The 13,641-nt window shown below is 67.7% G+C and carries 15 protein-coding genes; 11 read left to right on the forward strand and 4 right to left on the reverse strand.

Translation table 11 applies throughout. The annotated features are described in order from the left end of the window. From RYJ27_RS04090 to RYJ27_RS04140, 11 genes are all read left to right on the forward strand, one after another. On the forward strand, positions 1 to 888 hold the full coding sequence (locus RYJ27_RS04090; RefSeq protein ID WP_330171476.1) for a DnaJ C-terminal domain-containing protein: 888 nt from the start codon (positions 1 to 3) through the stop codon (positions 886 to 888). After that, positions 885 to 1,196 carry a chaperone modulator CbpM gene (locus tag RYJ27_RS04095; protein ID WP_330171477.1) on the forward strand — a complete coding sequence of 104 codons (312 nt, stop codon included), beginning with the start codon at positions 885 to 887 and terminating at the stop codon, positions 1,194 to 1,196. Before RYJ27_RS04090 ends, RYJ27_RS04095 begins: the two co-directional genes overlap by 4 nt. Further along, positions 1,187 to 3,814 carry an ATP-dependent chaperone ClpB gene (clpB, locus tag RYJ27_RS04100; RefSeq protein WP_330171478.1) on the forward strand — a complete coding sequence of 876 codons (2,628 nt, stop codon included), beginning with the start codon at positions 1,187 to 1,189 and terminating at the stop codon, positions 3,812 to 3,814. The genes RYJ27_RS04095 and clpB overlap by 10 nt, the downstream gene beginning before the upstream one ends. Continuing rightward, positions 3,811 to 4,263, forward strand: coding sequence for a thioredoxin (trxA, locus tag RYJ27_RS04105; RefSeq protein WP_330171479.1), 453 nt, complete (start codon positions 3,811 to 3,813; stop codon positions 4,261 to 4,263). The genes clpB and trxA overlap by 4 nt, the downstream gene beginning before the upstream one ends. A 94-nt stretch (positions 4,264 to 4,357) precedes the next feature. Beyond that, a complete protein-coding gene (locus RYJ27_RS04110; protein ID WP_284528311.1) occupies positions 4,358 to 4,510 on the forward strand; it encodes a UBP-type zinc finger domain-containing protein in 153 nt (50 codons plus the stop codon). Beyond that, a complete protein-coding gene (locus tag RYJ27_RS04115) occupies positions 4,507 to 6,219 on the forward strand; it encodes an FAD-dependent oxidoreductase (protein WP_330171480.1) in 1,713 nt (570 codons plus the stop codon). The genes RYJ27_RS04110 and RYJ27_RS04115 overlap by 4 nt, the downstream gene beginning before the upstream one ends. Continuing rightward, on the forward strand, positions 6,216 to 7,118 hold the full coding sequence (locus RYJ27_RS04120) for an alpha/beta fold hydrolase (RefSeq protein WP_330171481.1): 903 nt from the start codon (positions 6,216 to 6,218) through the stop codon (positions 7,116 to 7,118). Before RYJ27_RS04115 ends, RYJ27_RS04120 begins: the two co-directional genes overlap by 4 nt. A 42-nt stretch (positions 7,119 to 7,160) precedes the next feature. After that, complete coding sequence (locus RYJ27_RS04125) at positions 7,161 to 7,604, forward strand: Hsp20/alpha crystallin family protein (RefSeq protein WP_330171482.1); 444 nt, start codon at positions 7,161 to 7,163, stop codon at positions 7,602 to 7,604. A gap of 294 nt (positions 7,605 to 7,898) precedes the next feature. Then, positions 7,899 to 8,426 carry a general stress protein gene (locus RYJ27_RS04130; RefSeq protein ID WP_330171483.1) on the forward strand — a complete coding sequence of 176 codons (528 nt, stop codon included), beginning with the start codon at positions 7,899 to 7,901 and terminating at the stop codon, positions 8,424 to 8,426. A gap of 374 nt (positions 8,427 to 8,800) precedes the next feature. Beyond that, positions 8,801 to 9,364 carry an NADPH-dependent FMN reductase gene (locus RYJ27_RS04135; protein ID WP_330171484.1) on the forward strand — a complete coding sequence of 188 codons (564 nt, stop codon included), beginning with the start codon at positions 8,801 to 8,803 and terminating at the stop codon, positions 9,362 to 9,364. 288 nt (positions 9,365 to 9,652) lie between these two features. Beyond that, positions 9,653 to 9,844, forward strand: coding sequence for a hypothetical protein (locus tag RYJ27_RS04140; RefSeq protein WP_330171485.1), 192 nt, complete (start codon positions 9,653 to 9,655; stop codon positions 9,842 to 9,844). A gap of 75 nt (positions 9,845 to 9,919) precedes the next feature. Here RYJ27_RS04140 and RYJ27_RS04145 read toward each other — a convergent pair whose 3' ends face one another. The 4 genes from RYJ27_RS04145 to RYJ27_RS04160 form a co-directional block, all read right to left on the reverse strand. Next, positions 9,920 to 11,902: a BCCT family transporter gene (locus RYJ27_RS04145; protein WP_330171486.1), complete on the reverse strand. Its 1,983-nt coding sequence runs from the start codon at positions 11,900 to 11,902 to the stop codon at positions 9,920 to 9,922. A gap of 138 nt (positions 11,903 to 12,040) precedes the next feature. Continuing rightward, positions 12,041 to 12,493, reverse strand: coding sequence for a GNAT family N-acetyltransferase (locus tag RYJ27_RS04150; protein WP_330171487.1), 453 nt, complete (start codon positions 12,491 to 12,493; stop codon positions 12,041 to 12,043). Beyond that, positions 12,490 to 13,161: a GAP family protein gene (locus RYJ27_RS04155; protein ID WP_330171488.1), complete on the reverse strand. Its 672-nt coding sequence runs from the start codon at positions 13,159 to 13,161 to the stop codon at positions 12,490 to 12,492. Before RYJ27_RS04155 ends, RYJ27_RS04150 begins: the two co-directional genes overlap by 4 nt. Before the next feature lie 79 nt (positions 13,162 to 13,240). Further along, a complete protein-coding gene (locus RYJ27_RS04160; RefSeq protein WP_330171489.1) occupies positions 13,241 to 13,444 on the reverse strand; it encodes a cold-shock protein in 204 nt (67 codons plus the stop codon). Between the last annotated feature and the right edge of the window lie 197 nt (positions 13,445 to 13,641).

Raw genomic sequence — 13,641 nt, forward strand, 5'->3', positions numbered from 1 at the left:
ATGGCGGAGGATCTCTACAGCGTGCTGGGGGTCTCCCGGTCGGCGGATCAGAAGGAGATCCGCCGCGCCTACCGGGAGAAGGCCCGCAAGTTCCACCCGGACGTCAACAAGACCCCGGGGGCGGAGGAGACCTTCAAACGGATCAGTGAAGCCCACGATGTGCTTTCGGACCCGGAAACCCGCTCACAGTACGACCGGTTCGGTGAGAACTTCCGGCAGTACGCCGCCGCGGACGCGGCTCGCTCCTCCGAGCAGCCGCGTCGCAGCGGCGGCACCCGATACACGTGGAGCGGTGGCGGCGCCCAGAGCGTGAACTGGGAGGACCTCTTCGGGGGCGGCTTCGGCGGGTTCGGTCGCGGCGCCGACCACACCGCGGAGCTGGAAATCACCGTCGAGGAGGCCTACAAGGGCGGGCGGCGCACCGTGCAGGTCGCCTCCCCTTACGGCGGCGCGCAGGAGTACACCATCGACATCCCAGCGGGCGCTGTCGACGGGCAGCGGCTGCGGATCGCGGGCGCAGGCGGAGCGGGCGCCGACGGACAGGACGGGGACCTGCTGGTCACGCTGCGCGTGAAGGACAGCAAGCGGTACCGGCTCAGCGGCGCGGACATCGAGACGGACCTTCCCATCTCACCGTGGGAGGCGGCGCTGGGCGCGGATGTCAGCGTGCCCACCCCCGGCGGCCCGGTCACCGTGCACGTTCCGCCCGGCTCGTCCACTGGCAGGCGGCTCCGCCTGCGCGGGCAGGGGATGCCCCGCAGAGGACAGCCGGGAGACCTGTATGCGCGGGTGAAGGTCGTCGTTCCCCGCACTCTCAGCAAGAAGGAGAAGGAACTGTTCGAACAGCTCCGCGACGAATCGTCCTTTGATGCCAGGAGAGGATCATGACCTCACATCACCTGCCCGTCCGTGTCGACCGGGCCGACCTGGCGGCCACCGCGGTGGCCGCAGGTATCCACCCGGATACGCTGCTGAAGTTCGTCGAGCTGGGGCTGGTCACCGCCCACGTCGACGCCAGCGGCCGGCTGTGGTTCGCCCGTACCGTCCCCGCCCGCGTGCACACCATCGTGCGTCTGCACTCTGATCTTGCCGTGAACTACGCCGGCATCGCACTCGTGCTCGACCTGCTCGCCCGCATTGAGCAGCTCGAGCAGCACCGGACCATCCGACTTGAAGGAGACACCCCATGGACATGAACTCGCTCACTCAGAAGTCGCAGGAAGCGCTCACCTCGGCCCAGAGCATCGCGGTCCTGGCCGGTCAGATCGAGACGGATGAGGAGCATCTCCTGCTCGCACTGCTTCAGCAGGAGGAGGGGCTGGTTCCCCGACTGCTGCAGACAGCTGGTGCTGACGTGGAAGCGGTACGCGCCGACGTCGAAGCGGAGATCGCCCGCAAGCCCAGCGTCTCCGGGTCCTCCCCGCAGACCGGTCAGGTGTACGTGAGCCGCAGCCTCACCTCCACCCTGGAACGCGCAGAGCGGGAGGCGAAGCGGCTGAAAGACTCCTACATCTCCGTGGAGCACCTCGTTCTGGCCCTCGCCGACGACTCCTCCAACCGTGCCGCGTCCCGCATTCTGCGCGGGCACGGAGTCACCAGGGAGAGCTTCCTCAGCGCGCTCACCAAGATCCGCGGCAACCAGCACGTCAACTCCGCCACCCCCGAACAGACGTACGAGGCGCTGGAGAAGTACGGTCGCGACTTGGTCGCCGACGCCCGGCTCGGCAAGCTCGACCCGGTCATCGGGCGTGACGCGGAGATCCGCCGGGTCATCCAGATCCTCTCCCGCAAGACCAAGAACAACCCCGTCCTCATCGGCGAGCCCGGTGTCGGAAAGACCGCCATCGTGGAAGGCCTCGCCCAGCGGATCCTGCGCGAGGATGTGCCCGAGGGCCTCCGCGACAAGACCGTGTTCTCGCTGGACCTGTCGGCCCTGGTCGCCGGCGCGAAGTACCGGGGCGAGTTCGAAGAGCGGATGAAGGCGGTCCTGGCGGAGGTGAAAGCTGCGGAGGGACGCATTCTGCTGTTCATCGACGAGCTGCACACCCTGGTGGGGGCGGGAGCGACCGAAGGGGCGATGGACGCCGGCAACATGCTCAAACCGATGCTCGCCCGCGGCGAGCTGCACCTCATCGGTGCCACCACCCTCGATGAGTACCGTAAGCACATCGAGAAGGACGCTGCCCTGGAACGCCGGTTCCAGACGGTGATGGTCGAAGAACCCGACGTGGAGGACGCGATCTCCATCCTCCGCGGTCTCCGCGAACGGCTGGAAGTCTTCCACGGTGTCCGCATCCAGGACAGCGCCCTGGTCGCTGCCGCTGTGCTGTCGCATCGGTACATCTCCGACCGGTTCCTGCCCGACAAGGCCATCGACCTCATCGACGAAGCCTGCGCGCGACTGCGAACCGAGATCGACTCGATGCCTGCCGAGCTGGACGAGCTGACCCGGCGGGTGACCCGCCTGGAGATCGAGGAGGCGGCGCTGTCGAAGGAGACCGACACTGCCAGCAAGAACCGGCTGGAGGAGCTGCGCCGGGAACTGACCGACCTGAAGGCGGAGGCGGACTCCAAGCGCGCCCAGTGGGAGGCGGAGCGTCAAGCGATCCGCAAGGTCCAGGAGCTGCGCAGTGAGCTGGAGCGGCTGCGGCGGGAGGCGGAGGAGGCTGAGCGCTCCTACGACCTCAATCGTGCCGCTGAACTGCGGTACGGGGCTCTCGCAGACGCGGAGCGTCGCCTGCACGCCGAGGAGGAGCGTCTCACCTCCAAACAAGGCCGACAGCGGCTACTGCGGGAGGTGGTCACCGAGGACGAGATCGCCGAGATCGTCGCAGCGTGGACGGGGATCCCCGTGGCCCGGCTGCAGGAGGGTGAGCGCAACAAGATCCTCACCCTCGACGCCACCCTCAAGGAGCGAGTGGTCGGTCAGGATGAGGCCATCACCCTCGTCAGCGATGCGATTATCCGTGCCCGCTCCGGCATCCGCGACCCGCGCCGACCCATCGGCTCGTTCATCTTCCTCGGCCCCACCGGAGTGGGAAAGACCGAACTGGCCAAAGCGCTCGCGCAGGCACTGTTCGACAGCGAGTCGGCGATGGTCCGGCTGGACATGAGCGAATACCAGGAACGTCACACCGTCAGCCGGCTCGTCGGTGCACCTCCCGGGTATGTCGGGTACGACGAGGGCGGGCAGCTGACCGAGGCGGTGCGCCGCCACCCGTACAGCGTGGTCCTCTTCGACGAGATCGAAAAAGCGCACCCGGACGTGTTCAACACGCTGCTGCAGGTCCTCGACGACGGCCGCATCACCGACAGCCAGGGACGCACCGTCGACTTCCGCAACACCATCGTCATCATGACCTCCAACATCGGCGCTCACCATCTGTTGGGCTCCGATGGCGGCGCGATCCCCGACGACGTGCGAAACAGTGTGCTCGGTGAGCTGCGCGCCCACTTCCGCCCCGAGTTCCTCAACCGGGTGGATGACATCGTGGTGTTCTCGCCGCTGGGTCGCGAACAGATCCAGGACATTGTGGAGCTGCAGTTCACCGACCTGCGCTCCCGGCTGGCCGAGCGTCAGATCCGCATCGAGCTGACGCCCGCAGCACGCCAGCTCATCGCCGACCGCGGCTACGACCCCGTATACGGTGCGCGTCCGCTGCGACGCTACATCAGCCACGAGATCGAGACCCGGCTGGGTCGTGCGCTGCTGAGCGGGCAGGTAATGGACGGGTCGACGGTCACGCTGGATGTGCAGGACGGCGACCTCGTCTTCAACATCGCAGCGCCCGTCGAAGAGGAGGACGCGGTGTGAGCGCAATTGTGACCTGCCCCAACTGCGGCAAGAAGAACCGTGTCCCCGCCGCCGCGTCCGGGTACCCGCGGTGCGGCGTCTGCAAAAGCACCGTGCCGTGGATCGTCGACGCGGGTGACGCGGACTTCGCCGAAGTCGTCGAGAAGGCACCGCAAGTGGTGCTCGTGGACTTGTGGGCGACCTGGTGCGGACCGTGCCGGATGGTCAGCCCCGCCCTCGAGAAGGTCGCCACGGAACGTGCCGGCAAGCTCAAGCTGGTGAAAGTGGACGTGGACGCCGCACCGGAGACGGCCCGCAAGTTCTCCGTCCAGGCGGTGCCGACCCTGCTCATCCTCTACCAAGGGAACGTGCTCTCCCGCCAATCCGGTGCCGCCCCGCCGGACGTGCTGCTGCGCTGGGTGGACGAGGCGCTGCAGAAGAAGGCAGATTCGGCCGGCGGTGCCCCATGAGATACGTCGACCCACACGTCCCGCTCATCCGCCCGGTCCGTCCGGGTCATGTGAGGACTGCGTGGCGGCCGGCACGCCCTGGCTGCACCTGCGGATGTGCCGCACCTGCGGGAAGGTCGGGTGCTGCGACTCCTCCCCGATGCGCCACGCCCGCGCCCACGTGCTTGCCTCCGGGCATCCCATCGTCCGTTCACTGGAACCGGGTGAGGACTGGAGCTGGTGCTACGTAGACGAAGCGTACCTATGAGCGATCTGCTCGCCACCGGCCGCAGTGAAGCCTCCCAGGCTGAGACGCCTGACACCATCGGCGCTTTCCCGCGGCTCAGTGATGAGCAAATCGCCGTGCTGCTCGAACGAGGCACGCATCGCGCGCTCACCGACGGGGAGGTTCTCATCAGGCCCGGCGAACACCCCTCGTCCCTCTACGTTGTCCTGGAAGGGCACCTGCTCACCGCAGACACCGAACCTGCGGCAGACCCGCGTCACTCCGATAAGCCGTTGGAGGTCGGGGTGCACGGCCACGGCCGGTTCGTGGGAGACGTCGGGCTGCTGGAAGGACAGCCGTCTTTCGTGTTCGTCTCCGCCATCGGCGCCGCCGAAGTGGTGGAGGTGCCCGTCGATGAGCTGGAGGCCATCGTCACCTCGGACCCGCTGTTGGGCGAGATCATCCTGCGGGCCTACCTCATCCGCCGCTCCCTGGCCATCGGAGCGGGAGCGGGCCTGCGGATCGTCGGCTCCTGCTTCTCCCCGCAGACCCGGGATCTGCTGGACTTCATCGCACGAAACCGGCTGCCCCACCGGCTGGTGGACCTGGACGAGGACGAGAAGGCGGAGCGGCTGGTCCGTCAGCTCGGCGCCACCGTCGCCGACTTCCCGCTGGTGATCCTCGGCGGCTCACGCACCGTCCTGAGCGCCACCCCGGCACGGCTTGCCGAAGAGTTGGGGATGCGCCCGCCCGCCCCGCCGGCCACCTGCGATGTCGTCGTGGTCGGCGCTGGGCCGGCTGGTCTTGCCGCGGCAGTGTACGCGGCCTCCGACGGGTTGTCGGTGTACCTGTGCGACGCGGTTGCCACCGGCGGGCAGGCGGGAACGTCAGCGAAGATCGAGAACTACCTGGGGTTTCCTGCCGGGATCTCCGGCGCTGAGCTCGCCGACCGCAGCCTCCTGCAAGTGCGCAAGTTCGGCGCCACGTTGGACATCCCGTCCACGGTCCAGGAGGTCGTGGAGGATGAGGATCGCTTCCGGGTGATCTTCGAAGATGGCAGGGAGGTCACCTCAGATGTGGTGGTCCTTGCCACCGGGGTGCGATACCGCTCGCTTCCCGCCGCGGGGCTGGACCGGTTCCAGACCTCGAACGTGTTCTACGCGGCAACAGCGCAGGAAGCGCGGATGTGCGTGGACACACCTGTCGCCGTCGTCGGCGGCGGCAACTCCGCCGGCCAGGCCGCGCTGTTCCTTGCCCGCACGTCCTCCCGTGTGCACCTTGTGGTCCGCGCGGCGGACCTGGGAGCGGGGATGTCCAGATACCTGGTGGACCAGATCCAACATCACCCCCGTATCAAGGTGCTGCTGTCCTCTGAGGTCGTGGAAGCACACGGCGGCAACCGTTTGGAAGCGGTCACGGTCCGTCACGGTGACGTGCTGGAGAAGCTCCGCGTGGGGCACGTGTTCGTCTTCGTCGGCGCCGCTCCGGCGACGACGGGATTGAAGGTCGATGTGGCACGCGATCCCGACGGGTACATCCTCACCGGCGCGGAGGCGGAGCTGGCCGGCGTGCGCACGGAAGGAAGTCCCCGCTTCTCGCTGGAGACCACCCTTCCCGGGGTCTTCGCTATCGGCGATGTGCGGCACGGGTCTGTGAAGCGAATGACCTCGGCCGTAGGTGAGGGCGCCAGTGCGGTCCGGCAGATCCACGAGTACCTGAACGAGGGTCGTCACAGTCGAGTGTGCGCATGAGCTCCGACATCCAGAGACACCTGACGCCGCACGCCGCCCCGAACCCGGCAGCCCTGGGAGAACCCGCGGATCCTCCGGGTGCCCAGGCGGGCGTGGCGGGCGAGATCCGCTCGACGTTGCGTCGGATGAGGTGGTTTCGCCGCATGCCGGTGTTGCACATCGCCGAGGAACGCGGCGAGGGTCCGACAGTGCTGCTGCTGCACGGTATCGCCTCCTCGTCGGTGACGTTTCACCACGTGATCCCGCTGCTCGAGCGCACCCACCGGTGCATCGCCATCGACCTGCTCGGCTTCGGCGAGTCGCCGGCGCCGGAGTGGGCCGATTACACCCTGGCCGACCATGTCGCCGCTATCGAGCGGACGGTCGCCTCGTTGCGGCTGCGGGAGCCGTTCACTGTGGTCGGGCATTCAATGGGCGCCCTCATCGGTGCCCGGTACGCCGCCCGGCGGCAAAAGCGAGTCGCGAAGCTCGTGATGGTCAGCCCACCTATCTATCTCGCACCCCATGAAATCGGGGACGTCATCGAGCGAGTGCGGATGGACTTCTACCTGCGGCTCTACGAGCATCTCCGCACGAACCGGGAGTTCACCCTCCGGCATGCTGCGCTGGTACAGCGGCTGCTGCCCATCCCCAAAGCTGTCGATATCACTGAACGCAACTGGGAGCCATTCATCAAGTCGTTGCAGCACTCCATCGAGTCGCAGACCACCCTCAGCGACATCGCCCATGTCAAAGCCCCCATCGACGTCATCATGGGCGACCTAGACGAGTTCCGCTCCGAAGCCGTCCTGCGCATCGTGGAGCGGATGAAGGGGGTCACCGTCCGGCGGGTGCGGGCGACGAACCACCTCATCGGCAAGCGCCTCGCGCGAGTCGTCGCCGAGGCGGTGACAGCATGACGATGACCCGAGGACTCACATACGGAAAGGAAATGATTCATCATGGCAATGTCGTTGGATCCTTTCAGCGGGCTCGACCGCCTCGCGTCTGGCCTGCTTCAGTCCCGTCCGGGACCGCGTGTGATGCCGGTCGACCTGTACCGTGACGGTGACCGCTACATCCTCAGCGCCGACATGCCCGGCGTGGACCCCGGCTCGGTGGACATCGACGTGGACGGTCAGCTGCTGACCATCCGCGCCCAGCGCACGGCCGCCCGCGCTGAAGGCGCCAAGTGGCTCGTGCAGGAGCGACCGGCGGGCACCTACCTCCGCCAGTTCAGCATCGGTGAGGGTGTGGACTCGGCGAACATCTCCGCCTCGTATGACAACGGCGTGCTGAGCCTGGTCATCCCGGTCAGCGAGAAGGCCAAGCCGCGCAAGATCAAGGTCCTGAGCCAGAACTCGGGGCAGGAGCAAGACGCCGACCAGCCGACGCTCGCGAAGTAGCAAGCATCGCTTCCGTCCACTCATGCGTGTACGTAGCCACTCCCCAGCCGGGGAGAGCCGGTCGAAGAGCGGCTCCTCATCTGTCAGGAGCGTGCCACAGGTGCGGCCCTCTGTAGTGAAAATCGGCTGCACGCCTCCCATGGACGGGCTACCGCGCCAGACCGCGAGGAGCGTCTCGCTCGCGCACGCGCTGGAATTCCGTCGTCTCGCAGAGGACGGACCAGAGGGGGTGTGGGCACCTGTGCTGTCCGCACCCCCTTGCCCCATCCCGCATTCCAGTCAAAGGAGTTCACCGTGAGCACCACCGACACGCCCCGCAACCAGCCCTCGCAGCAAGCTGCCGAGGAGTTCGAGTACACCGCCGACCCGCGCTGGAAGCAGGCCATCGCTGAGTACTCCGATTACGCCACCGCGCAGGCCGCGGTCGACCGTCTCTCTGACGCCGGTTTCGCAGTCGAACGTGTCGCCATCGTCGGCTTCGACGTCCGCGTCGTCGAGCAGGTGCTCGGCCGGTTGACCAAGGGGAAAGCTGCGCTGCGCGGCGCTGGGGTCGGCGCGTGGTTCGGCCTGCTCATCGGTTTGCTTTTCGCCCTGTTCGCACCAGGATTCGGCTGGCTGGCCATCGTCGCGATCTCGGTGATCGCCGGTGCGGTGTGGGGCGCCGCGCTCGATTTCCTCGCGCACCTCGCCACCGGCGGGCGACGCGATTTCGATTCTGTGGAGACTCTCGAGGCAGACCGGTACGAGGTTCAGGTCGAAGCGCCGTTCGCGGCCGAAGCCGCCCGCCTTCTCGCAAGCAATCCTGCCCGCCCTATCGCCTGATAGTGCGCGGTCAGGCTTCCGGGGTGGTCAGTCGGTCGATCTCGCTGCCTAGCGGCGCCACAACGATGGTGTCGGCGGTGATGGCACTCACATCGGCGGCGCCCACCCCTGTGAGCAGGGCTCGCCACATCCGGTACAACTCAGCCCGGGGTGTCCATCCGCCCGGATGCTTGGAGGAACCCGTCCCGCTTGCGGTACTGCACTTCGACGATCTCGATGGCGATGTCGTCTTTCGTCTTGAAGTGGCGGTACCCCATTGCCGAGCGGGGTTTGCCGATGACGGCGGCAATGCCGGCAAGCGTGGTCGCGTCGGGTCTGTTTATTGTTCGACGCGAGGTGGACAATGACCCCATAGCCATAGGTAGGGAGCTGTCATGTCATATCGAGTCGGCTACTTCGTCGGGAGTCTTTCCTCCACATCCATCAACCGCATCCTCGCGAAGGCTGTGATCCGTGTGGCCCCCGATGATCTGGAGTTCACCGAGATCCCGATCCGGGATCTGCCGCTGTACAGCCAGGATTACGACGCCGACTTCCCACCGGAGGCCAGGGCTCTGAAGGATGCGATCGCCGCCGCCGATGCGGTGCTGTTCGTCACGCCCGAGTACAACCGGTCGATTCCGGGAGCGCTGAAGAACGCCATCGACTGGGCGTCACGCCCCTGGGGGCAGAACTCGTTCGATCACATCCCGGCCGCGGTGATCGGCGCCTCCATCGGGCAGATCGGTACGGCCGTGGCGCAGCAGAGCCTCCGCGGGGTTCTCAGCTTCTGCAACGCGCGGCAGATGACTGCGCCCGAGGCATACATCCATTTCTCGGCGGATGTCTTCGGTGAGGACGGATCGGTCAGCAACGCCGACACCGAGCAGTTCCTCCGCACCTTCATGAGCGAGTTCCGCGATCACGTGCAGCGGGTGCTCACCGTGCTTCCGCGGTAGGAGCTGAGGGGCGCCCTGAATCGAGGAATCGTCTTCGCGCAGAGGGGCTTCCGCTCATTCGTCCGCGCGCCGGGCGACGGAACGGGAAGGGGTGCCCAGCATGTTCCAGCCACATTCCGGAGGCGGACGAGATGCCCCGGCGAGCCGCCCGCCGCGAGTGCCAGCACCCGGCTCTTCCTCATCGGCTCCGCAGATGGTCGGCTGCGGCTCCGCATTCGCTCTCCGGATACCCCCTGGGGTATCATTGAGTACACCCCCAGGGGTACCCGACGTGAAGGAGAGCGAACCATGTGCCAGCCCGTGACCTGTCGAGTGTGCGGAAAGACGACCTGGGCGGGGTGCGGCCAGCACATCGCGCAGGTCAAGCGCTCGGTCGCCTCCTCGCAGTGGTGCAAGGGCGAGCATTCCCGCTCCGAGATCGAGGCCGCGAGGGCGCAGCGAAGCGGAGGCGGATTCCTTGCACGCCTGTTCGGCCGCTGAGGCATCCCTACACACGCGATGGGCGCGGAGGCCGAACCCCCCGCGCCCATCGCGATCGCGCACCCGACCTGCGGCTCAGTCCTCGGTGCCGCGCACCCGCCGGGCCTCCCGCTGGGAGCGGCGATCCTCGCCGACCGTCAGCGACGCGTCGCCCGACGCGGTGTGGCTCGGGTCTTCCGGGCCGCGCTTCTGGATACGCCCCGGATCGAGGTTGCGGGTGACGTCCTCTGCCGACACCACGGGGAGCTGACCCGTCGCCGTCGCCGTCTCGTACCACTCCGTCAGGGCGGGGTCGTCGGTGTCGATGCCCGCACCCGCGCCCTCGTTCGCCTCGACCTCGGTGGCACCGAAGACGAAGTCGTCGCCGTGCTCCGTGATGCCGCGGCGCACACCCTGCGCGATCGCCGCGCGCGCGTACTGACGGCGCAGCATGTAGGGGTCGGTGTGCAGTTCCTTCGCCCAGGCGACCATGATGCCGATCACGACGATTGCGAACGGCAGCGCCGAGACGACCATGATCGACTGCAGCCCCGAGAGCGCGGTCTGACCGCCGACCAGCAGCAGCGCGAGCGCTGCGGCGCCCAGCAGCACCCCCCACGTGATCGTCACCCAGGTGGAGGGCTCGGGCTTGCCGCGCTGGCTCATCGAGCCCATGACGATGGCGGCCGAGTCGGCCGAGGTGACGAAGAAGAGGATGATCGAGATCATCGCCATAACCGAGAGCACCGCGCCGAAGGGCAGGTTGTCGAACACGGCGAAGAGGACCGCCTCGTTCGACCCGGCGTCGCTGATGCCGAGTCCCTCCGACTCGAACAGCATCGTCGTGCCGCCCATGATGCCGAACCACGCGACGCAGACGGCCGACGGGACGCCGATGACGACGGTCACGAACTCGCGCAGCGTGCGCCCGCGGGAGATCTTCGCGATGAACATGCCGACGAAGGGCGTCCACGAGATCCACCAGGCCCAGTAGTAGTTGGTCCAGCCGGCCATGAAGGCGGAGGCATCCTCGCCCTGGGCCGGGTTTCGGGTCAGCATCGTCCACAGCTCGCCGAAGAACGACGTCACGCTCGCGGGGATGATGTTGAGCAGGAAGAGGGTGGGGCCGGCGATGAAGACGAACAGCCCGATGACCCCCGCGATCACCATGTTGACGTTGGACAGGGCGCGGATGCCGCGCTTGATGCCCGAGACGGCCGAGACGACGAACGCCGAGGTCAGCACCGTGATGATGGCGATGAGGGCGCCGTTGCCGAACGGCCCGAGGCCCGACACGTATTCCACGCCGCTGGCGATCTGCAGTGCGCCCATCCCGAGCGTGACGCCCGTGCCGAAGAGGGTGACGATGATCGCGAACACGTCGATCACGGCGCCGATGGGACCGTCGGTGCGCTCGCCGAAGATGGGGCGGAAGATCGCCGAGATCAGCGGGGCGCGCCCTCGGCGATACGCGGCGTAGGCGATCGCACCGCCGACGAGAGCGTAGAAGGCCCACGCCATCGGGCCCCAGTGCAGCGTCGACTGCGCGAGGGCGAGCAGCATCGCGTCGCGCGACCCCGCCTCCGCCTCGAAGCCCGGGGGCACCGAGTTGAAGTAGTTGAGGGGTTCGGCCGGTCCCCAGAAGAGCAGGCCGATGCCCATGCCCGCGGAGAACAGCATCGCGATCCACGACACCGTCGAGAACTCCGGACTCTCGTCGTCGGCGCCGAGCCGGATGCCGCCGGTGCGGCCGTATCCGACGACGAGCATGAAGCCGATCGTGGCGATCGCCAGCAGCGAGAACAGCCATCCGAAGTTCGTGGTGACCCAGGAGAGAGAGGCCGATCCCGCGGCGCCCATGCTGTCGGGGGCGGCGAAGCCCCAGATGACGACGGCCAGCACGAGGGCGCCCGCGATGCCGAATACCGCCCAGTTGGTGCCGAACGTGCGAGGGGTGTCCTCCACCCCGATGCCCGGGATCAGCGCGGGATGCGTGACCTCCTTGAGCACCTTCTTCGGCGTCGGCCGGGGGGGCGTGGGATCCCCCGCTTCTGCCGGGCGATCATCCTTGATTGTCATGGACAGCCTCCTACGCCGACGCCCCACCGCGAACAATCGGGCGCGCGTTATCGCGGTTCGCCGACCCACGTTAGCGAACTTCCCGCGGGCGAGGTCGGGTTGCACGCGCGCGCGTCGCCCCCTCGATGGCTCCGCCGCTCAGCCCGCGGCGGGCCTCGTCATGGGCAGATGAGGGATGCCGTCCTCCACGAACTGCTCGCCGCTCACCTCGAAACCGAACCTCCGGTACCAGCCCGCAAGCGCGCTCTGGGCGTCGATCTCGATCGGGAGGTGCGGGGCGAAGCTCTCGCAGAGCGCCACGCCGGACGCCATCGTCCGCGCCGCGGCATCCGTGCCCCGCACGCTCGGATGGGCGACGACGCGACCGATGCGCATCGCGCCCGGCTCCCGCAGCACCCGCAGTGTCGCGACCACGTCATCCCCCCGCTGCGCCCACACCAGCTCGGCCCCGGGCTCGACATCCCGCCCGTCCAGGTCGGGGTACGCGGCGTCCTGCTCGACGACGAAGACCTCGACGCGCAGCTGCAGCATCCGGTAGAGCAGCACGGGATCGATGCCGGAGACCGGCGCGTGATGGAGGGAGACGGTCACGAGGCCACCAGGTTGCTCGCCCCGATCGCCACGAGCGCCGCACCGACCACGACCAGCGAGACGCGAAGGACGGTGCTCGCGTGCGAGAGCAGCCAGGAGCTGAGGCGCTCCAGCGCCGGGCGCACGCGGCGGTTGCCGAAGAGATAGCTGAGCACGAGAGCGGCGACCGTCGAGACGCCGATGAGCGTGAAGACGGTGATCGCGAGCCCGCTGTCGACGATGTCGAGGGATGCCGACCCGATGGCGAGCCCTGCGGCGACCGCCAGCGTGAGGTTCTTCGGCCGCAGGTTCATCGCGAGCCCGAAGGCGGCCGCCCGGCGCGGCCCGATGGAGGTGAGGGCGCGCGTCCACGACGGCGCGGTCGGGGGTGCCGAGCGCGCCCGCGCGATCGACCACACACCCCACACGGCGAGTGCACCGCCGAGCGCGATCTCGACGGTGTGGGCCCATCCCGGGATGCTGGTGCCGCGGCCCGCGGGGATGAGGCTCGCGGCGAGCGTGAAGACGGTGACGAGCACGAGCACGCCGATCGCCCAGCCGGCCAGATAGCCAACGCCCACCGGCAGCGGGTCGGGGCGGAGCAGGATCAGCACAGCCGCCAGCAGGGGCAGCACGCTCAGGGCCATCGCGACACCCAGGGGCAGGATGTACCAGAGGACGGATGCCACGACTCGACCTTACGGCGTCGGCGCATACGAAAGAGGGCGACCCCGCCGCGCGGAATCGCCCTCTTTTCGTCTCACCCGATCAGATCGTGCGGATGTTCTCGGCCTGGAGACCCTTGGGGCCCTGGGCGGTGTCGAACTCGACGCGCTGGTTCTCGTCGAGGCTACGGAAGCCGCGCGAGGCGATTGCGCTGTAGTGCGCGAAGACGTCGGCGGAGCCGTCGTCGGGCGCGATGAAGCCGAATCCCTTGTCGGCGTTGAACCATTTGACGGTTCCGGTGGCCATGCTGTTATTTCCTTACTGCCCTTGAGGCATCGTCGCGCCAAAGGCAACTGCCGATCGCGTGAGCCTTCATCCTACGGGGAGGTGGTGCCTCTTACACCACTGATCTCGAAAAGTGACATCCGCGCTTTCCTCGCCGTCCCGCTAATGTGGGATTCCACACCCTGGAGGCATCGAAACACTGTGAGCTGCGCGGTACG

It is taken from the genome of Microbacterium limosum, from assembly GCF_036324365.1.
Classification (GTDB): domain Bacteria; phylum Actinomycetota; class Actinomycetes; order Actinomycetales; family Microbacteriaceae; genus Microbacterium; species Microbacterium limosum.

Bases quoted from the DNA above. Each gene is read 5' to 3' on its own strand.
- RYJ27_RS04135 (WP_330171484.1), top strand. From the start codon at position 8,801: ATGTCATATCGAGTCGGCTACTTCGTCGGGAGTCTTTCCTCCACATCC.
- RYJ27_RS04145 (WP_330171486.1), bottom strand. From the start codon at position 11,902: ATGACAATCAAGGATGATCGCCCGGCAGAAGCGGGGGATCCCACGCCC.
- RYJ27_RS04090 (WP_330171476.1), top strand. From the start codon at position 1: ATGGCGGAGGATCTCTACAGCGTGCTGGGGGTCTCCCGGTCGGCGGAT.
- RYJ27_RS04125 (WP_330171482.1), top strand. From the start codon at position 7,161: ATGGCAATGTCGTTGGATCCTTTCAGCGGGCTCGACCGCCTCGCGTCT.
- RYJ27_RS04140 (WP_330171485.1), top strand. From the start codon at position 9,653: ATGTGCCAGCCCGTGACCTGTCGAGTGTGCGGAAAGACGACCTGGGCG.
- RYJ27_RS04110 (WP_284528311.1), top strand. From the start codon at position 4,358: ATGTGCCGCACCTGCGGGAAGGTCGGGTGCTGCGACTCCTCCCCGATG.
- RYJ27_RS04115 (WP_330171480.1), top strand. From the start codon at position 4,507: ATGAGCGATCTGCTCGCCACCGGCCGCAGTGAAGCCTCCCAGGCTGAG.
- clpB (WP_330171478.1), top strand. From the start codon at position 1,187: ATGGACATGAACTCGCTCACTCAGAAGTCGCAGGAAGCGCTCACCTCG.
- RYJ27_RS04160 (WP_330171489.1), bottom strand. From the start codon at position 13,444: ATGGCCACCGGAACCGTCAAATGGTTCAACGCCGACAAGGGATTCGGC.
- RYJ27_RS04095 (WP_330171477.1), top strand. From the start codon at position 885: ATGACCTCACATCACCTGCCCGTCCGTGTCGACCGGGCCGACCTGGCG.
- RYJ27_RS04120 (WP_330171481.1), top strand. From the start codon at position 6,216: ATGAGCTCCGACATCCAGAGACACCTGACGCCGCACGCCGCCCCGAAC.